The sequence below is a fragment of the Hyphococcus sp. genome, from assembly GCF_965228385.1.
Lineage (GTDB): Bacteria > Pseudomonadota > Alphaproteobacteria > Caulobacterales > Parvularculaceae > Hyphococcus.
The window spans coordinates 454,290-472,300 of the sequence record NZ_OZ245810.1 but is presented as its reverse complement, the minus strand read 5'-3'; the positions used below and the strand labels follow the sequence as shown (position 1 = coordinate 472,300).

Annotated in this window: 18 protein-coding genes; 6 read left to right on the top strand and 12 right to left on the bottom strand. The window is 58.0% G+C overall.

Annotated features, from left to right (window positions below; translation table 11 throughout):
- Positions 1-87 precede the first annotated feature (87 nt).
- From ACQK2Q_RS02195 to ACQK2Q_RS02185, 3 genes are all read left to right on the top strand, one after another.
- Positions 88-1,164 carry a hypothetical protein gene (locus ACQK2Q_RS02195; RefSeq protein WP_425408123.1) on the top strand — a complete coding sequence of 359 codons (1,077 nt, stop codon included), beginning with the start codon at positions 88-90 and terminating at the stop codon, positions 1,162-1,164.
- Positions 1,161-2,468 carry a spinster family MFS transporter gene (locus ACQK2Q_RS02190; protein ID WP_425408122.1) on the top strand — a complete coding sequence of 436 codons (1,308 nt, stop codon included), beginning with the start codon at positions 1,161-1,163 and terminating at the stop codon, positions 2,466-2,468. The genes ACQK2Q_RS02195 and ACQK2Q_RS02190 overlap by 4 nt, the downstream gene beginning before the upstream one ends.
- 103 nt (positions 2,469-2,571) lie before the next feature.
- Positions 2,572-3,261 carry a GntR family transcriptional regulator gene (locus ACQK2Q_RS02185; protein WP_425408121.1) on the top strand — a complete coding sequence of 230 codons (690 nt, stop codon included), beginning with the start codon at positions 2,572-2,574 and terminating at the stop codon, positions 3,259-3,261.
- Between the two features lie 198 nt (positions 3,262-3,459).
- Here the strand turns inward: ACQK2Q_RS02185 and parC are convergent, their stop codons facing one another.
- Positions 3,460-5,748, bottom strand: a complete 2,289-nt coding sequence (gene parC, locus ACQK2Q_RS02180; protein WP_425408120.1) for a DNA topoisomerase IV subunit A — start codon at positions 5,746-5,748, stop codon at positions 3,460-3,462.
- 83 nt (positions 5,749-5,831) lie between these two features.
- Here parC and ACQK2Q_RS02175 point away from each other — a divergent pair, with 83 nt between their 5' ends.
- Positions 5,832-6,509, top strand: a complete 678-nt coding sequence (locus tag ACQK2Q_RS02175; RefSeq protein WP_425408119.1) for a hypothetical protein — start codon at positions 5,832-5,834, stop codon at positions 6,507-6,509.
- Positions 6,506-7,435 (top strand): hypothetical protein, encoded by a 930-nt coding sequence (locus ACQK2Q_RS02170; protein WP_425408118.1) that lies wholly within the window; start codon positions 6,506-6,508, stop codon positions 7,433-7,435. The genes ACQK2Q_RS02175 and ACQK2Q_RS02170 overlap by 4 nt, the downstream gene beginning before the upstream one ends.
- Before the next feature lie 357 nt (positions 7,436-7,792).
- Here ACQK2Q_RS02170 and recO read toward each other — a convergent pair whose 3' ends face one another.
- The 11 genes from recO to folK all read right to left on the bottom strand — a co-directional run bounded on the left by recO (position 7,793) and on the right by folK (position 17,306).
- The gene (gene recO, locus ACQK2Q_RS02165) at positions 7,793-8,518 is read right to left on the bottom strand and encodes a DNA repair protein RecO (RefSeq protein WP_425408117.1); all 726 of its coding nucleotides are present in this window, start codon (positions 8,516-8,518) and stop codon (positions 7,793-7,795) included.
- Positions 8,519-8,669: 151 nt separating this feature from the next.
- Positions 8,670-9,146, bottom strand: a complete 477-nt coding sequence (locus ACQK2Q_RS02160) for a hypothetical protein (protein ID WP_425408116.1) — start codon at positions 9,144-9,146, stop codon at positions 8,670-8,672.
- Between the two features lie 5 nt (positions 9,147-9,151).
- Complete coding sequence (gene era, locus ACQK2Q_RS02155; RefSeq protein WP_425408115.1) at positions 9,152-10,084, bottom strand: GTPase Era; 933 nt, start codon at positions 10,082-10,084, stop codon at positions 9,152-9,154.
- 339 nt (positions 10,085-10,423) lie between these two features.
- Positions 10,424-11,122, bottom strand: coding sequence for a ribonuclease III (gene rnc, locus ACQK2Q_RS02150; RefSeq protein WP_425408114.1), 699 nt, complete (start codon positions 11,120-11,122; stop codon positions 10,424-10,426).
- Positions 11,119-11,922: a signal peptidase I gene (lepB, locus tag ACQK2Q_RS02145; RefSeq protein ID WP_425408113.1), complete on the bottom strand. Its 804-nt coding sequence runs from the start codon at positions 11,920-11,922 to the stop codon at positions 11,119-11,121. Before lepB ends, rnc begins: the two co-directional genes overlap by 4 nt.
- Positions 11,923-11,967: 45 nt before the next feature.
- Positions 11,968-12,366, bottom strand: a complete 399-nt coding sequence (gene acpS, locus ACQK2Q_RS02140) for a holo-ACP synthase (protein WP_425408112.1) — start codon at positions 12,364-12,366, stop codon at positions 11,968-11,970.
- Positions 12,367-12,535: 169 nt separating this feature from the next.
- Positions 12,536-13,297: a pyridoxine 5'-phosphate synthase gene (locus ACQK2Q_RS02135; protein WP_425408111.1), complete on the bottom strand. Its 762-nt coding sequence runs from the start codon at positions 13,295-13,297 to the stop codon at positions 12,536-12,538.
- Positions 13,298-13,408: 111 nt separating this feature from the next.
- Positions 13,409-13,993 carry an orotate phosphoribosyltransferase gene (gene pyrE / locus ACQK2Q_RS02130; RefSeq protein WP_425408110.1) on the bottom strand — a complete coding sequence of 195 codons (585 nt, stop codon included), beginning with the start codon at positions 13,991-13,993 and terminating at the stop codon, positions 13,409-13,411.
- Complete coding sequence (locus ACQK2Q_RS02125) at positions 13,980-16,259, bottom strand: RelA/SpoT family protein (protein ID WP_425408109.1); 2,280 nt, start codon at positions 16,257-16,259, stop codon at positions 13,980-13,982. Before ACQK2Q_RS02125 ends, pyrE begins: the two co-directional genes overlap by 14 nt.
- Positions 16,260-16,332: 73 nt before the next feature.
- The gene (gene rpoZ, locus ACQK2Q_RS02120) at positions 16,333-16,698 is read right to left on the bottom strand and encodes a DNA-directed RNA polymerase subunit omega (protein WP_425408108.1); all 366 of its coding nucleotides are present in this window, start codon (positions 16,696-16,698) and stop codon (positions 16,333-16,335) included.
- A gap of 110 nt (positions 16,699-16,808) precedes the next feature.
- Positions 16,809-17,306: a 2-amino-4-hydroxy-6-hydroxymethyldihydropteridine diphosphokinase gene (gene folK, locus ACQK2Q_RS02115; RefSeq protein ID WP_425408107.1), complete on the bottom strand. Its 498-nt coding sequence runs from the start codon at positions 17,304-17,306 to the stop codon at positions 16,809-16,811.
- A 67-nt stretch (positions 17,307-17,373) separates the two neighbouring features.
- Here folK and ACQK2Q_RS02110 point away from each other — a divergent pair, with 67 nt between their 5' ends.
- Positions 17,374-18,006 carry an NYN domain-containing protein gene (locus tag ACQK2Q_RS02110; RefSeq protein ID WP_425408106.1) on the top strand — a complete coding sequence of 211 codons (633 nt, stop codon included), beginning with the start codon at positions 17,374-17,376 and terminating at the stop codon, positions 18,004-18,006.
- Positions 18,007-18,011: the final 5 nt, after the last annotated feature.

Here is an 18,011-nt window from a genome sequence, read left to right as displayed (position 1 = left end):
CACGCAACCAACGCTTGGTTGCTACGCTATCTGAAAGAGTACCGCTATCAAACGCAAACCTTGTCGTTCGACACCGGCGTTGCGCCTTTGCAAGCGGCGCATATCGATTGTGAACGGCATAGAATTCCGTGCGACGCACAATTACGAGCGCCCGGAACAGGATTAAACGGAATTAGTGGAAACGCCTTTTTCTTGGGAATTACTGAGCCTGCAGGAAACGCATCTATCGCCGTATGCGAACTTCCTTTTTTGCGCTGGTCGGAATATGAACATCCAGCTATAGAAAAAGCTGTCAGCCAGTCAATACGCGCGAACGCCAAAGCGCTGATCTGCATCACCAATGGACCGACGGGGGAGACCTGCGCAATTAACGCGCCGGAATCAGCGGCGAAATCGCCCATACCTATCGTCTATATCGGCCCGGCTAAAGCGGCGATGATTCGACGAGCCGCCTGCCGCCATTACCCATTAACCGTTACCGTTCGTCATGGCGCCCAACTTATTCAGGGCGCCAATATATGCGCAGCGAATTACGACACTCAAAAGCCACTCGCTAACGCCGTTGTTATCTCAACACCAACCACAGGATGGGGCCCATGCGCGGGAGAGCGCGGCCCGGGTGTCGCAATTGCAATTAAGTTGGCGGCCTGGTTTTCTGAAGCGCGTGTTAAATTGCCTGTTCAGTTTATTTTTACTTCAGGACACGAGTTAGGTTTTGCCGGTATGCGTGAAATACTCAAATCCATGGCTCCACGCCCCCACGAAACTGCCGCATGGCTGCATCTTGGGGCCAGCGCCGCGTCGCGGGATTACCACGAAACGCAACAAGGTCTGTTGCCTCTTCCTTCCGCAGATCCGCAACGCTACGTTCTTGCAAGCGCAGACTGGTTAGAACAATGTAAATTGGACTTTGCTGGAGAGCCGGGATTCGAACAGCCGTACCCGGCCTGCGTAAACACTGCTGCGGGTGAATTACGCATTATTCTGGCGGCAGGATATTCATCCGTTCTCGGCATTTTCGGCGCAAACAGGTTTCATCACACGGCGCTCGACACGCCTGCGGCTACGACGCCAGCGCTTCTGGCCCGAGCAGCCCTTGCAGTTCAGAAAACACTTGCAAGCCGGATAAGCGACATCGGAATTTGTAAGGCGCAATCAGCGTGAGCACCAATGTTTCACACAGCACTGCGTACGCTGCGCGCAGCACAAATCTGACGCTCTTCCTCGTACTGGTTTTTGCAACAAATGTGGTGAACATTGGCGACCGGTTCATTTTCAGCATCGTTCTTGAACCCCTCAAAGCAGAGTTGGGGGTTTCAGATACGGCGCTGGGCTTATTATCCGGCCTTGCTTTTTCAATCTTTTATACAACTCTAGGATTTCCGCTGGCGATGCTCGCCGACCGCGGCAATCGCCGAAATCTCGTCGCCTTATCTGTCGGCGTTTGGAGCACATGCACGGCTCTTTGCGGTGCAGCTCAAGGGTACTGGCAACTGTTAATTGCCCGTATCGGCGTTGCGTCAGGGGAAGCCGGCTTTACACCCGCCCTTAATTCAATGATGGCGGATTACTTTCCAAAGAATAAACGCGCACGCGTGATGGCGATTTACGGTGTGGGCGGATCGGTTGGCATCCTCATCGCAAACATCCTCGGTGGTTATATTACTGAGCACTTTGGCTGGCGGTGGGCTTTTGCGGCTATCGGTATGCCTGGCGTCCTGATCGCCATTCTTTTTTTAATCTTTGTCCGTGAACCAGCGCGCGGGATTTCGGAAAATCTTACCGACAGCGCGCCCGCGCCTTCACTCATCGCCGTCCTGCGCCATGTTCGAAAAACCAGAGCGCTATTGTTGTTAATCGCCGGCGCTACCGCATGGATGTTTTCCAGTTTCGGCGCACTCAACTGGTTGGCGGCGTTTTATATCCGCGTTCATGGGCTCGGTATCGCCGAAGTCGGTGTATGGCTTGGCCTGATTGTTGGCGTATTCAGCGGCATAGGCATATTGTTGGGAGGCTATCTTGCTGACTATTGCAGCCAGAGATTTGACATTCGCTGGCAGTTTTATGTGCCATCGATCAGCGTATTGATCGGCGTACCGATGGCCCTTGTCGTATACTTGGCTCCAGATACGCTTACGAGCCTTCTGTTCGCCAGCGCTTTGTCCATATTTACTGCAACGTGGCAGGGACCGACCCTCGCCATGATCCAAACCCTCTCACCCTTGCGAATGCGGGCGACTACAGCCGCCTGCCTTTTCTTCAGCACCAACTTGATCGGATTTGGTCTTGGTCCGTCCTTTATCGGACTTATCAGCGACCTGGCGGAGCCGAAACTCGCCGCCGAATCAATCCGATTTGCACTCGCCTGGAGCACGATTGGCTTTGCGGCCGCAAGCATTCTTTATTATCTGGCCGCAAGATGCGTCTTGAGCGGCACGAGCAATCCCACTAATTCAGAAACAGGATGAAAGGATTTTTCGCAAGCAGGATAAGATACCCTGTTATGCGGACATCCAGCCGGAGATGATCCACGTGAGCAACGCATCGCGCTCAAAAAAAGGCGTCGCAAACATGACGACCACCGAAAAGCGAGAAAAGGCGTCTCGCATATCGGCCTCCGACATTGCTCAGAAACTGAGCGAATCAATCCTCTCCCTGAAGTACCGACCGGGAGACCGTATTAAAGAGCAAGATGTCGCCGACAGGTTCGGCGTCAGTCGAGGACCAGTACGCGAAGCGCTTAAATTGCTCGATGCGCGCGGCCTTTTGCGAATCGAGCCAGGCCGTGGCGCCTCCGTCATCAGCATGAGTGACGACGAGGCCTTGCAGGCTATCGAAATCAGCGGTGTTCTGTTTGGCTTGAGCGCGCGGCGGGCGGCGCTTTACGCCACGAAGAAAGAAAAGGAGGCTCTGCGGAAGGGCATAGAACATCTGGAAGAGCTCGCTTCCACAGATATCTCGCCTAAGCAATTTTTTTTGGAAACAATAAAGCTTGGAACTATAGTATCCGAAGCTTCTAAAAGCCCGCGCCTTCGCGCGCTCATTCGCGATATTAGGGCCGGCGCGCCGACAATGTTCGGCCCCTTTGGCTTTTTAACACAAAGCGTTCGGGAACGCGCAGCGCAAAACTGGCGCCTCATCAGCGAGGCCATAACCAAAGGAGACCACGTTCTTGCGGAACAGGTCGCTATTCGCCTTTATGACGAGGCAAACGACGCCGCAAAAAGCGCTCAAGACATTGGATTAAGGCTTACCAACTAGGGCTCAACCTGTTCTCTACTTTCCTCGTGCTCGATCACGGGCGATGGAAACTGAACAATCTTAGCTCTTCAGATCTGTAATACAGTCATGCTGGAATGCTTCCAGACGCGGCGTAAATATACTTTCAAAATGACCTGATCCGCTGACATATAGTTCGATACGCATTCATGCGGGTTTGCGATTTTTATTCAGCATCAATCAGCTATCGGCGCCGAACTTCTTCGAGGTCGGGAAGCCCTTTGGCGCGATCCGGCCCGCTTGCGCGCGTTTTCCCAGATAGGATTTCCAGTCGTCGATAGTCTGCAGACGGCCTGACCGGTCGATCCAGTTCAGCCCTTCCTTTTTTGAAAAGACCTTGGCGTCGGAAAGTCCGCCATTTTGAAATTTCTGAATCACAACGCCCTTGCCGCGCGTCATCTCCGGCAGTTCAGAGACCGGGAAGACCAAAAACTTTTTGTTGTCGCCGACGGCGGCGATCATGTCGTCCTTGCCCGTTGACGCCGGCCTGCAAACGGCCGCTTCGGCGCCGGCCGGCACATTCAGCACCTGCTTGCCCTTGCGCGTATTGGAAAGACACTCGTCTTCCGGCGCTATAAATCCGTGTCCTGACGATGACGCCACCAGAAATTTGCGCCCGCCCTGGAAAACAAAGGCCGCAACGACAGCGTCGTCATTGCCCATATCCACCATGAGCCGGATAGGTTCGCCATGGCCGCGCCCGCCGGGCAGCCCGCCCGCATCCATAGAGTAAAACTTTCCGTTGGTGGCGAACAGCATCAGCTTGTCGTTGGTCTGGGCGTGAACGATAAAGCCTTCCCGGTCGCCTTCCTTGTACTTTACCGACTTTGAATCCTCCACATGGCCTTTCATGGTCCGCACCCATCCCTTTTCGGAAATGACAATGGTGACGGGTTCTTTTTCGACAAGCACATCGAAATCGATGTCCTCAATGTCCGGCGCATCGGCGATATCCGTACGCCGCCGCCCCAGCTCCGATTTCGGATCGAAAACCTTGCGGACGTCTTTCAGCTCCTCGCTGATTTTCTTCCATTGCGCATCGTCGGATTTCAACAGCGCCTTCAGTTGTTTCTGTTCCGCCTTCAGGTCTTTGTGCTCGGTCTTGATTTCCATTTCTTCAAGCTTGCGCAATGACCTGAGGCGCATGTTGAGGATCGCTTCGGTCTGCACCTCGGTGAGCTTGAATGTTTTCATCAGTTCCGCTTTCGGATCGTCTTCAAAGCGGATGATGCGTATCACTTCATCGAGATTGAGATAGGCGATGAGAAAACCGTCAAGGATCTCTAGGCGTCGTGCGATCTTGTCGAGACGGAAGCGCGTGCGGCGAACCAGCACCTCCTTGCGGTGATCGAGATAGGATTGCAGGACTTCGCGCAGCCCCATGACGCGGGGGGCGCCGTCGGCGCCCAGCACGTTCATGTTGAGCGAAAACCGCGTTTCCAGATCGGAAACCTTGAACAGCTGCTCCATCAGCGCCGCCGGTTCAATGTTGCCGGTCTTCGGCTCCAGGATCAGGCGAATGTCCTCCGCGCTTTCATCGCGGATATCGGCGAGCGCGGGCAGTTTCTTGCCTTGCATCAATTCGGCGATCTTTTCGATCAATCGCGACTTCGGCGCCTGGTAGGGAATTTCCGTAACGACAATCTGATATTTGCCGCGTCCGAGATCTTCTGTTTCCCACCGCGCGCGCAAGCGAAAACCGCCGCGACCCGTCGCGTAGGCTTCCTCCATGGAGGCCGCGTCTTCAATGCACACGCCGCCGGTGGGGAAGTCGGGGCCTTTGACATATTTTAACAGCGTTTCGGTGCGCGCGTTCGGCGCCTTGATAAGATGCAGACAGGCGTCGATCAGTTCCGCCGGATTATGCGGCGGGATCGACGTCGCCATACCGACCGCGATGCCGCTCGCGCCATTGGTCAGCAGATTCGGGAACGCCGCCGGCAGAACGACCGGCTCCTTGCCCTCCCCGTCATAGGTCTCGCGGAAGTCCACCGTGTCTTCGTCGATGCCGTCAAGCAGCAACTGCGCCGCGGCGGTCAGGCGGCTTTCGGTGTAGCGCATGGCGGCGGCGTTATCGCCGTCGATATTGCCAAAATTCCCCTGCCCGTCGACCAGCGGCGCGCGCACGGAAAAATCCTGCACGAGACGCACCATGGCGTCATAAATCGCCTGGTCGCCATGGGGGTGAAAATTACCCATAACCTCGCCGACGACTTTCGCGGATTTTTTAAAACCGCCGCTGGGCGCCAGCTTCATCTGGCGCATGGCGTAAAGAATGCGCCGGTGAACGGGCTTCAGCCCGTCGCGCACATCCGGCAGCGCGCGCGCGGTAATCGTCGAGAGCGCATAGGCGAGATAACGCTGGGACAGCGCCTCGTCGAACGGCTCGAGGAAAATGTCCTCGGGCTTGGCGGGCGCTGCGGTCTTTACAGATTTCTTTTTGGCGGTTTTGGTTTTCGAACGTTTCATAAGAGCTGTCTCTAGCAGAATCGCGGGGCCTCGCCAGCCTTCACTTTGCCCCAGGCGCGGCTTCGTTTATTGCACGTCTCAAGATGACCCTGCTCGCCGACATCCTCGCCTTCCCGCTGTTCCTGATGGAGCTTGTCTGGGGCGCGATCAGGTTTTCCACAGACGTGTTCCTGCGCGCGGCCACGTCCGCTGAAGCGCAGACGGCTGCGCTCATCATCGCGTTTCTGGCCGGCGTTTCCGAAATGCTCGGCCAGTCGGTCATTCTCGTCGTCAATCGCGTGCCGCTTTACCGTTTTCTGGCGAGCCTCGCCTTTACCGGCTTGACCTATGTGATTACGGCGCTGGCCTGGGCCGCCTGCGCTGTCGCCGTGGCGCCGCTGACACGGCTTGGCGTGCTCGCTCCGGGAGAAATCGCCGGCGTCATTGGCGTGGTATCCCTCGCTTTTGCGCCGCGGCTCTTCGGCGTTTTTTCCATTGCGCCCTATTTCGGCCTGGCGCTCGGCCATGTGCTCGATGTGTGGGCGATGACGCTCGCCATATTCGGCCTTTATGCGGGGCTCGGTCTGCCGCTCGCCGCAGCGGCGTTTTGCGGCGCCGCCGGCTGGGGCGTTTCTTACGGCGTCAGGTCGTGGCTCGGTCATGCGCTCGCCGTTCCGCTGGGCCGGCTTCGCCACGCCGTCATCGGCTCCCCGCTTGAGCGCTCGCCCCAGCAGATTATCGACGATCTCGCCCGGCGCATTGCGGGAGAGAAAAAGCCGTGATCCCGTCGCTTCTGTTCACCGTTATCGCGATCGGCGCGATGGCGCTGCTTTTCACCGCCGCGCTGTCGCCCATCGAAACCTTGAGCTGGTGGGCGGGATGGGCCGAAGATGAAATCGAGCAGCCTGCCGCGCCGCCGCCGCAGCCTGATAGCGGAGGACGGCGCTATATCGTCTATCTGTCCGGCGTCGCCTCCCTTTCGGGGCGGTTTTTGATGCCGCGCGAAAAAGTCTTCATCCGCAGGCTGAAGGCCAGCTTGCCGGATGCGGCCGTCGTCAGCAATGTGTTTCCTTATTCGCCGAAGGGCGAGCCGCTGCTTGAAAGCCCGCGGGCGTTCGACCGTCTGTGGCGGCGCGTGCAGAAACTGAAGCTTGCAGAAAAGCAGACGATCCTCTCGCTGCTCACCAATCTTCGCAATATCTATCAGGTGATGGTCTCCGCCGACCATCGCTACGGCCCGATTTTCAATCAGGGCGCCGCGCGGGTGATCGAAGCGGCGCTGATCGAAGACGGTTATGTGCGCGGTTCGGGCGCGCCGGTGGCCATTATCGGCTATTCCGGCGGCGCGCAGGTGGCGATCGGCGCCGCCGCATTTTTGCGCGCGCGTCTTCGCGCGCCGATTGACGTCATCGGGCTTGGCGGCGTTGTCGCCTCCGATCCGGGCCTTCGATATGTGCGGCGCTTTCATCACATTGTCGGCGACGGCGACAATATTCAGCGCATCGGCGCGGTGATGTTTTCCGACCGCTGGAAGCTCGCCGCCTATTCCGACTGGAATGCGGCCAAACGCGAAGGCCGGATTGAAAAACATGTCATGCCCGGCATGATCCATGCGGGCGTCAGGGGCTATTTCGGACGCCTGCCCGTTGACGGCGTTTCCAATTCGGAACGCACGGTTGAAAAGATCGCCGCGATCCTGTCGGCCTGAAGAAATGTTGCACAACAGGACAGCCGCGTTGAACCCGCGCCGCTGCTGGGCTGGAGAGAAAAGTTGTACAAGTCTGTCCGGCATATTCCCGTGCTCTGCTTTCATTACTGGTCGCGGCGCACGCATAGCGTAATGCGATGGACGACCGCCCTTGCGCGTTCTTCAGCGCCAACCTTGTCACCCATCATACGGCCGCCGGCGCCAGGGGTGGATATCTATCCACCAACACTGGGATTTTTTGCGATTTTCATCAGATAGGTTGTATTTTTCGAAGGCGCGTTCGCCTGTGCGTTGTAAGAACGGCGAGCCATTGGACGACCAGAAAACCTCATCCTGAGGCGCCACCGCGTTCGACGTTCAAACCCGCGCCGACAACAATTCCGCAACGCGCAGACGCGCTTCGGGCAGTTGCCTGTCCGACAAATGCAATATGCGCGTTTCGATAAAGTGACCCGTGGTGGTCAGGGCGTCAATGGCTTCCGCGAGCGAAGCTTCGACAGAAGCGCCGCGCAGGAACGCCGGCAGCGGCAGCAATTTATCCTTATACGGCGCACCGGCCCCGGCGGAGACGGCGCAGGCGGAACGCGGCGAGACATATATGAGATTGTCGCGCGCGCCCGTGGCCGCGCAGCGGTCAAGCGTCAGGCCGAAACCGAGTTCTGCGAGAAGGCCCAGCTCCCAGCGCGCCATCAGCGCAGGCCAGACGTCCATATCGTCCAGATTGGCGAGCAAGACCGCCATGGCCTGATAGGCGCGGGCGTGCGCTTCGCGTTCCGGCAGAGTGGCGAGCGCCACGGCGCAGGCGGCGGACAGCCCCGCAAGCGAGAGCCGGTCGCCCATGGCCTCGCCCGCGCGGGCGTGCGCCATCTCCAGCGCAAAATGCCCGAGCGAGTCCTCGCCGCGCCCTTTCCATTCCAGCGAGACTTCATTTCCCGGCTGCAATAGCGGACGCTGGCGGCGCCCCTGCCCGCCATAGACCAGCCCCGCCCAGCGCCCGTGATGCTCCGTAAACACATCAACCACCGCATGGGTCTCCCCATGGGCGCGCGCGTCAAGAACAATGCCGGTGTCTGTGAAGTTCATGGAGACTGTTTCGGCTGAATAACGTCGGCGATCAAGCGGTATCTTTATCCTCTCCCGCACGCGGGAGAGCGGTGACTCTCTCACACACTCACACATGAATTTCGCCATGAGCGCGCGCGTCTAGAACAATACCGGTATCGGTGAAGTTCAATTATTCGCTTATGCAAATCATCGAAGAGTCCTGCGGCGCACAAAATCGAATTGACTCTTCGACCCGAATTATCTCTTCCTGCACCCTAAGCGGCAAATTTTTTGGTCGTTGAATATGAATTTCTGAAGGAAAAGCAATTGCATCGTTGATATAGTAGGTATGGATAGTCTCACCATCGTCAAAAATTAGAGTTTTTATGGACATTCCATCAATCTTCAAATCGGTAAAGTTTTTTGTTTCGTATTTTTGCGAATGATTGCCCTCATATATAGAAAGAAGCAGACGCCCGTCAGATTGCAAGCTATACATAAAGAAATCTATTACAGGCGACGTAATGAAAACATGATCGAGATGCGGCGCCGTTATGCAGAAGCTTTTTCCGTAGTAATCGCAACCTCTGTCGTTGACATAATCACGACTTACATTGTGTGTGCAGCCAATTATCAATAACAGCAACATTATCGAATATTTTTTCATATTCATCACTCCACCGCATCCAGACCCAGCCCGCGCAGGCGCGCGGCTTCCTCGTCCCAGCCTTCGCGGACCTTGACGTGGAGAAACAGATGAACCGGCGTTCCGAGAAGTTCGGCCAGCTCCTCGCGCGCCGCCTGACCGATAATCTTCAGCGTCTGGCCGTTCTTGCCGAGGACGATGGGTTTCTGGCTGTCGCGCGCCACATAAATCGTCTGATCGATGCGGATGCCGGATTTGGTTTCCTTCCAGCTTTCCGTTTCCACCGTGGAGTCATAGGGCAGTTCCTGATGCAGGCGCAGAAAAAGTTTCTCGCGCGTCACTTCCGCCGCCATCAGGCGGTCGGAAATATCAGAGAGCTGATCTTCCGGATAAAGCCACGGGCCCGCCGGCGCCTTCTCCATGAGAAATTTTTTCAGATCGCCGAGCCCGTCGCCATTCTGGGCCGAGATCATGAATATGTCAGTGAAAACGTTCGCCTCATTTAGCTCTTGCGTCAGCGCGAGGAGTTTCGGGCGGGCGATGTCGTCGATCTTGTTGAGCGCCAGCGCGGCCTTGGCGCCTGCTTTCTGCAAACCTTCGATGATGCGGTCCGCGTCGGCGCGGGATTTTCCAGCCGCGCCTTTTTCACGCGCGCCCGCCATATAGGCAGGCGCGTCAATGACCAGCAGCACCTGATCGGCGCCGGCGATCCCCTCCCACGCGGCGGCGACCATGGCGCGGTCGAGCCTGCGCCTCGGCGAAAAAATCCCCGGCGTATCAATGAATATGAGCTGGGTTTGATCTTCCGTCAGGATGCCGCGCACGCGCGCGCGCGTTGTCTGCACTTTTTGCGTTACGATGGAAATTTTCGCGCCCACAAGCGCGTTGACCAGCGTTGACTTGCCGGCGTTAGGCGCGCCGATGACGGCAATCACAGCGCAATGCGTATTCTCAACCATTTCCACTACAGCCGCTCCCAACGCGTAAAGGTTTGACCGCCTTCGCAGTCGGGGCGCGCGCCGATGACGGCAATCACAGCGCAATGCGTATTCTCAACCATTTCCACTACAGCCGCTCCCAACGCGTAAAGGTTTGACCGCCTTCGCAGTCGGGGGGCGCGCTGAAGACAAAAATGATAGATAATCTGTATGGGAACTATTATTAAATAGATTGCAATTTTGTTTTTACATTCCCCTTCACCCCAGCCCTCTCCCCCAAGAGGGAGAGGGAGAAAAGAATCACCGCGATCGAGTTTTCCCCGCGAGGTAGAAGAAACGGCTCTCTCATCGTTTTGCACGTCAATCATCTTCGGCCCACGCTTTTTCCCGGACAAGAAACTCCCGCGCCGCCTGCATCTGCGCGGCGCGTTTGGAACGCCCCTCGCCCTGTGCGGGGCTTTTGCCGGTGACCCGCACCTCAATCGTGAAAGCGGGCGCATGCGCCGGGCCTTCCGCTTCAATCACTTCATAATGCGGCGTACCCAGATTTTTCCGCTGGGTCCATTCCTGCAGGGCGGTTTTCGGATCTTTGTGAAGCTTCGACAGATCTTCCAGATTCGGCGTCCAGAACTGGTCGTAAAGCCCGCGCGCCGCATTGAGACCGCCGTCAATATAGAGCGCGCCAAGAAGCGCCTCCATCACATCGCCGAGGATCGCCTTTTTCTTGCGCCCGCCGGCGTTGTCTTCCCATTCCGACATCAAAATGTACTTGTCGACGCCGAAATGCAGCGCGGCTTTGGCGCAGGTTTCCTTGCGCACCAGCGCGTTGAGGCGCGGCGCCATATCGCCTTCGGCGTAATCGGGATAGCGCCGCCACAGCTCTTCCGCCGTCAACAGGCCGAGCACGCGGTCGCCCAGAAATTCCAGCCGCTGCAGATCGCGTACGGGCGCCGTCCCGCCGGACAGGCTCGAATGGGTGAGCGCGCGGCGCAGCAAGCTGGCGTCGGCGAATTCATGACCGATGCGGTTTTCCAGCGCAGCGAAATCAGGTTCCGTCATTCCACCGAATCGAGAATGCGGCCGTAACGGATTGCGAACGGCCACTTCCAGACCGTCCAGAATTTCGTTTCTTCTCCGTTCACGGAGAAAAACAGCCGCTCCGCACGGCCGACGACCGCGTCTTCGGGGATATAGCCCACCGCCGAGGTGACGCGGCTGTCCTGCGACTGGTCGCGATTGTCGCCCATCATAAAATAGTGGCCGGCCGGCACCTGATAGGGGCCGACATTGTCCAGCCCGCCCTCATCGCCGGAACATTCCTGCACTAGATAGGAAACGCCGTTATCCAGGGTTTCGCGGTACATGGGGGCGTCGCCGCGCCCGCAGACGCCTTCGGCGATTTCAATGAAATCTTTCTGCACCGCTGCGTTGTTGATGTAGAGGCGCCCCTCTTTCATCTGCACCGTGTCGCCCGGCATGCCGATGACGCGTTTGATGTAGTCCTTGTTGCCGTCCTTGATGTTCTTGAAAACAACAACATCGCCGCGCGCGGGCGACGCGCCCTGCAAAATGCGCCCTTCCATGGGCAAACGCGTGAGCGGATAAACAAGCGAAGCCGTCGAATAGCCGAAGGTGGGTTTCGAGACGACAAGGAAATCGCCCACCAGCAGGTTAGGCTTCATGGACCCGGACGGAATGTTAAAGGGCTGAAAAATGACGATGCGCAGCACCAGCGCAATCGCGACGGCGATAAACACGGTCTTGGCGAGGTCCCAGGCTTCCTCGGCCGGCGTCATTTTCTCATCGGCCGGCTTTTTCGTTTTCGCCGCCGTTTCGCCCGCCTTATCCGCTTCACTCATACCAGATGCACCTTTTTGCCCGCCCCGCCCAATTGTCAGAGGGTTCTATTTAGCTGTTGCGTCGATGATGACAATGGCCTGGGCCATGGGAAAATCATCGGTGATGGTCAGGTGAATGGCGGCCTCATGGCCGTCCGGCGTGATTTCAGCCAGTCGCGCCGCCGCGCCGCCGGTCAGATTGAGGGTGGGCTTGCCGCCTGGCAGGTTCACAACGCCCATGTCCCGCCAGAAGACGCCGCGCGAAAGCCCCGTCCCCAGCGCCTTGGCGCAGGCCTCTTTCGCCGCGAATCGCTTGGCGTAGGAGGCGGCGCGCAACCGGCGCTTGTCGGATTTGGCCCGCTCGATCTCCGTAAAGCAGCGATGGGTGAAACGCTCCCCGTGCTTTTCGAGGGTCTTTTCCACCCGGCGGATATCGATGATGTCATTGCCGATGCCGATGATCATGAAATCTCCTCACCCGATAAGCAAACGGCGTAAATACGCTTCGTCCTTCGAGACGCATATTTTCCTTCATCCTGAGGAGGCCAGCCAAGTTGAAAACTGGCTGGTCGTCTCGAAGGGCGAAGGAAAATATGCGTGTCAGAATGAAGCGCAGGGGCATAGAGCATCATTGCTAATACATCCCGCCGGTGCGCGCATCCTGCATCAGACGTTTCATTTCCTTGACCGATTCAGCCAGCCCCATAAACACCGCCTCGCCCACGAGAAAATGACCGATGTTAAGTTCGACGATCTCGGGGATCGCCGCCACCGGCTGCACGTTCAGAAAAGTAAGGCCGTGACCGGCGTGAACCTCAAGGCCCAGCCTGTCCGCTTTTTCCGCTGCGGCGCGAATTTTTTCAAGTTCCGCCTTGTAAAGCGCCGGTTCGGTTTTCTGCGTCGCCTCGTAATAAGCGCCGGTATGAATTTCGATCACCGGCGCGCCGGCGGATTTCGCCGCCTCGATCTGCTCAGGCTCCGGATCAACGAATAAAGACGCGCGTATGCCGGCGTCCGTCAGCTCACGAACGAAAGGCGCGATGAAGTTGTGTTGTCCGGCGACATTGAGCCCGCCTTCCGTTGTGCGTTCATTGCGGTTTTCCGGCACGATGCAGCAGCCATGAGGCTGCACCTGCGTGCAAAGCTGCAGCATCTCCGCCGTCGCCGCCATTTCGAAATTGAGCGGCAGGCCGATTTCCTCTTTCAAGCGGCGCATGTCGTCGTCGCGAATATGTCGCCGGTCCTCACGCAAATGCGCGGTGACGCCGTCGGCGCCGGCGCTGGCGACCAGATGCGCCGCGCGCACCGGATCGGGATGCGGCCCGCCGCGCGCGTTCCGGATGGTGGCCACATGATCGATATTAACGCCGAGGCGCAGGGGTTTTTTCACTGACATCTTTGGACGCCTACCATAACTTTACTGCACTCCTCATCCTTCGTGGCTCGCCCAAAAAGGCGCGCCTCAGGATGAGGAACATCTGCGTAGCCAAGTGTGAAGATAACAAGCTCACTGGCTCAACCCCCGGCTGCCGGGTTTGACCGCCGGCTTATCCTTTAAATGATCAGGCAAATTGTCCGGCTCCCAGGCTTCCACTTTCATTTCCAGCAGCGGCATGATCGGCGCGCCGACTTGCGCGCCCCCGGCGGAACGGTCAACAAGGCAGCCGAGCGCAAGCACTTCGCCGCCCGCCTTTCTGACAGCCGCGATTGCTTCGCGCGCGGAAAGACCCGTCGAGACGATGTCTTCCACCACCACGACGCGGGCGCCCTTTTCTATGGAAAAACCGCGGCGCAACTGAAATTCGCCGTCCACGCGCTCAAGAAACATGAACGGCGTTTTCAAATGCCGCGCGGTTTCATAGCCGTAGATGATCGCGCCCATGGCCGGGGAAATCACGTAGTCAATCTCGCCGACATTCCGGGTAAGGATTTCCGCCAGCGCGCGGCATAATCGTTCGGCGCGTTCCGGATACATGGAGACGATGGACTTGTTCAGATAGGTGTCGCTGTGCAGGCCGGATGACAGGATAAAATGACCGTGCTGCAGGGCGCCGGCTTCCTTGAATTCCTTTAAGGCGTCAAAGCTCGTCATGGTCTTCCCCTCCGGTCCTCTCCGCATTGATAACGTTGGGCGATGCGCGCACGCCCGCCAGCATCTGCGAGAATTGCCGCGTGTCCTTCACTTCCACATCCAGAATAAAATCGACAAATTCCTCTGACCGATTTTGCAGGCGAATATTGGCGATGGAAACCCCGTAACGCGCGATTACGCCGGCAATTTCACTCAAAACGCCAAGGCCGTTGCGCACGGTGGTTGTGATTCTTGCGAAGGCTGTCGCGTCTTCTTCCCGCTCGCGCCATTTCAGATCGAGCCAGCGGTCCTGCGGCGGATCTTCCTGCGCCAGCGTTTCGCAATAGATCGTATGAACCTTCACGCCGCCATTATCCTGGCGAATACCGACGATGCGCTCGCCCGGCAGGGGCGCGCAGCACCTGGCTATCTTGACCGTAACGCCCGGCGTCAATCCGGAAATGGCGGCGCGCGGCCGGAATTCGCGCAAGGACGCTGCGCGAATTTCCCCCCGGCTCTCCAGCGACGCGCCGGGATAGACCGCCTCCACCAGTTCGTTCACCGCCAGATCATCGCGCCCGATGCTGACCAGCACATCCTCGACGGTTTTTTTCCCAAGGCGCTTCAGCCCTTCGCGCACGCCCTTCAGGGAAAACTCAAGATGCGCGCCGGTAAAGACGCTTTCCGCGATGGAGCGGCCAAGAGCTAGATGCTCATTATACTGCATTTTCTTGATGCGCCGGCGAATGGCGCTGCGCGCCTTGCCGGTATAGGCGAGGCTCTCCCATTCCGCCGGCACAGGCGCATTTTCCGAACGCAGCACCTCGACCACGTCGCCGGTGTTGAGCGGCGTGCGCAACGGCCGCTGCACGCCGTTGATCTTCGCGCCGATGCACTGGTCGCCGACATCAGTGTGCACGGCGTAAGCAAAATCGAGCGGCGTCGATCCTTTCGGCAGCGCGATCACCCGGCTTTTCGGCGTGAAACAGAAAACCTGATCCTGAAACAGCTCCAGCTTGGCGTAGCGCAACGCTTCGTCCGGGTCTTCGCCGGCCTGAAACATTTCAACGAGCCGGCGCGGCGTTTCGTACGGGTCGTACTGGCCGCGCGCCACAATCTCGACCATGCGCCCATCGCCGTCGCCGGGGTCCTTGTACTGCCAGTGCGCAGCGACGCCGCGCTCCGCCGTCTCGTGCATTTCGAAGGTGCGGATCTGGATTTCGATGCGCTGGCGCTGCCCCGAGGATGACGGCGGACCGATCACAGCGGTGTGGATCGAACGATAGTTATTCGGTTTCGGCGCCGAGATGTAATCGTCGAATTCTGTCGGTATCATGCGCCAGTTGGTGTGAATGACGCCGAGCGCCGCATAGCAGTCATCGACTGTGTCGACGAGAACGCGAAAAGCGTAGATGTCGGCCAGTTCATCGAACGACACATTTTTTTGCGTCATTTTCCGCCAGATCGAATAGGGCCGTTTTTCGCGGCTCGTGATCTGCGCTTTCAGTCCATGGCGCGTAAGCTGTTCGCGCAGGACGTTCGCCAGTTCTACTACGCTGCCGACGGAATGCTTTTGCAGATCGGCGAGGCGCTCGCTGATCGTTGCATGGACGTCGTTGCTAAGCTCGCGGAATGAAATATCCTCCAGTTCTTCGCGAATCCGGTGCACGCCGATGCGCCCGGCGAGCGGGGCGTAAATTTCCATTGTCTCGCGGGCGATGCGCTGACGCTTTTCGGCCTTTGGTATGTAGTGGAGCGTGCGCATGTTGTGCAGACGGTCGGCGAGCTTGACGAGCAGCACGCGCACATCGTCCGCCATGGCGACTACAAGCTTGCGGAAATTCTCCGCCTGTTTGCTGGCTTCGCTTCTCAGCTCAATCTGGGAAAGCTTGGTGACGCCGTCCACCAGCCTCGCAATTTCATCGCCGAAGATCCGCCGAATATCGTCGATGGTTGCATCCGTGTCCTCTACGACATCATGCAGCAGGGCGGTGACGACCGTCGCCGGATCGGCGCGCAATTGCGTCAGGATGGCCGCGACCGCAAGCGGGTGAGAAAAATACGGATCTCCCGAGGCGCGCGTCTGCCCGCCATGCGCTTTCATGGCGTAGACATAAGCGCGGTTCAACTGGTCTTCGTCAGCGTCCGGATCATAGGCCTTGACGCGATCGACAAGTTCGACCTGGCGAATAAACCCGATGGGCTGGCGCGAGCGCGCAGTCGGCTTGTTCGTTTCCGGTGTTGTGGAAGCGTTTCCGTCTTCGCCCGCCGCCTTTTCTTCCGCCATATCCTTTCGGCCATCCGAGATTGCGCGGCCGTGGCGGTGTCATAGCGGCAGCCATAAACCGCTGGCCGATAAGTTAGCCTTTCGGCAGGGTTTGCGGAGACGTCATGCCGGCGGCCTGGATGGCCTTCAGATATTCGTCCTCGGTGAGCGTATCGAATTCCGGCGTATCCGCTTTTTCCGGCGCCGTTTCAGATTCGTCGCTGTCGTCCAGCTCCACCTGTTTTTGCAGGGACTGAACAAGATCTTCCTCGACCTCATCGGGAACCAGTTCGTCATCGGCGATCTCGCGCAGCGCGACGACCGGGTTCTTGTCATTGTCTCGATCGACAAGCAGAGGCGCGCCGGAAGACAACACCCGCGCGCGATGCGCGGCCAGAAGGACAAGGTCAAAGCGGTTCGAAACTTTATCGACACAATCTTCAACGGTGACGCGGGCCATTCAATTCTCCAGATCGCAAGAAATCGTTCCGCCGGGCGGGTGCGCCGCAGCGAGCCCCTTCATCTATCGCCCGATCGGCTCCTATACAAGCGCTGCAGCGCAAAAAAGCGCTATTTTTCGAGATTCTCCGCGATTCGCCGCACATCGCCGCGCCCAACCCGATCCAGCAAGGCGGCGGCGGTCTCTCCGCTCGCGGGATCGCGCCAGTCAGGCGCGATCTCGCACAGGGGCGCCAGCACAAAGGCCCGTTCCGCAAATCGCGGGTGCGGCAGCATCATCTGCGGGTCGTTTCGGCGTTGCGCGCCATAAGCGACAAGGTCCAGATCGAGCGTTCGCGGCGCATTGCGCAAAGACCGCCGCCGGCCAAATCCGGCTTCAACCGCATGCAGCGCCGCCAAAAGCGGCTCCGGCGCCATGGCGGTTTCAACGATGGCGGCGGCGTTCACAAATGCGGGATCGGCGGGGTCCGGCCATGCGGGGCTCTCGTAAAAGGACGAAACCCCACCTATCTGGACGAATTGCCCCAACGCGGAAAAGGCTTTTGCAACAATCTGTTGCGAATCAAGCCCGCAAAAAGGCAAATTGGAACCTGCAGCGATTATTATCATTACTAACCCGACTAGTTATCGCGCAGAATGCGGAAATACTTCCAAGGCATGCTAATCTGAGGCGACTATGAACAAATTTTTGGGCCTGCGCGAGCAGGAAAAAACAGCCTTTTTTATTGACGGCGCTAATCTTTACAAAGCAGCGAGAAATCTTGGTTTTGATATTGATTACAAGAGCCTGCTGAAAAAATCACAGGAAAGCTGTCAGCTTATTCGCGCGTCTTATTATACAGCGATCCAGGAAGACCGGGATCAGGACTACTCGCCTTTGCGCCCGCTGGTCGACTGGCTCGACTACAATGGCTACACCATGGTCACGAAGACCACGCGCGAATTCACCGACAGTCAGGGCCGCAAGCGGTTTAAGGGATCGACTGACGTTGAGCTTGTCGTCGACATGATGCTGATGGCGGACCGTCTCGATCATCTGGTGCTGTTCTCCGGCAATGGCGATTTCAGACGCGTGCTCGAAGCGATCCAGGCCAAAGGGGTTCGTATAACGGTCGTGTCCACTGTCAAATCCTCGCCGCCCATGGCGTCCGACGAATTGCGCCGTCAGGCCGATACGTTTTTTGATCTCGCCGATCTTGAGAACACGATCGGACGCAGCGGCGCGCCGGCGCGCAAGCCCCGTCCCGCCGACGACTACGACGACGATCTTGAAGATGAATTCGAAGACGATTTTGAAGACGTCGATTAGGAATT

What these genes read in the sequence shown, in the direction of transcription:
- parC (WP_425408120.1), bottom strand. Translation starts at nt 5,748, where the DNA reads ATGAAACGTTCGAAAACCAAAACCGCCAAAAAGAAATCTGTAAAGACC.
- recO (WP_425408117.1), bottom strand. Translation starts at nt 8,518, where the DNA reads ATGAACTTCACAGACACCGGCATTGTTCTTGACGCGCGCGCCCATGGG.
- rnc (WP_425408114.1), bottom strand. Translation starts at nt 11,122, where the DNA reads ATGACGGAACCTGATTTCGCTGCGCTGGAAAACCGCATCGGTCATGAA.
- lepB (WP_425408113.1), bottom strand. Translation starts at nt 11,922, where the DNA reads ATGAGTGAAGCGGATAAGGCGGGCGAAACGGCGGCGAAAACGAAAAAG.
- folK (WP_425408107.1), bottom strand. Translation starts at nt 17,306, where the DNA reads ATGATAATAATCGCTGCAGGTTCCAATTTGCCTTTTTGCGGGCTTGAT.
- rpoZ (WP_425408108.1), bottom strand. Translation starts at nt 16,698, where the DNA reads ATGGCCCGCGTCACCGTTGAAGATTGTGTCGATAAAGTTTCGAACCGC.
- pyrE (WP_425408110.1), bottom strand. Translation starts at nt 13,993, where the DNA reads ATGACGAGCTTTGACGCCTTAAAGGAATTCAAGGAAGCCGGCGCCCTG.
- ACQK2Q_RS02110 (WP_425408106.1), top strand. Translation starts at nt 17,374, where the DNA reads ATGAACAAATTTTTGGGCCTGCGCGAGCAGGAAAAAACAGCCTTTTTT.
- ACQK2Q_RS02175 (WP_425408119.1), top strand. Translation starts at nt 5,832, where the DNA reads ATGACCCTGCTCGCCGACATCCTCGCCTTCCCGCTGTTCCTGATGGAG.
- era (WP_425408115.1), bottom strand. Translation starts at nt 10,084, where the DNA reads ATGGTTGAGAATACGCATTGCGCTGTGATTGCCGTCATCGGCGCGCCT.
- ACQK2Q_RS02185 (WP_425408121.1), top strand. Translation starts at nt 2,572, where the DNA reads ATGACGACCACCGAAAAGCGAGAAAAGGCGTCTCGCATATCGGCCTCC.
- ACQK2Q_RS02135 (WP_425408111.1), bottom strand. Translation starts at nt 13,297, where the DNA reads ATGTCAGTGAAAAAACCCCTGCGCCTCGGCGTTAATATCGATCATGTG.
- ACQK2Q_RS02160 (WP_425408116.1), bottom strand. Translation starts at nt 9,146, where the DNA reads ATGAAAAAATATTCGATAATGTTGCTGTTATTGATAATTGGCTGCACA.
- acpS (WP_425408112.1), bottom strand. Translation starts at nt 12,366, where the DNA reads ATGATCATCGGCATCGGCAATGACATCATCGATATCCGCCGGGTGGAA.
- ACQK2Q_RS02125 (WP_425408109.1), bottom strand. Translation starts at nt 16,259, where the DNA reads ATGGCGGAAGAAAAGGCGGCGGGCGAAGACGGAAACGCTTCCACAACA.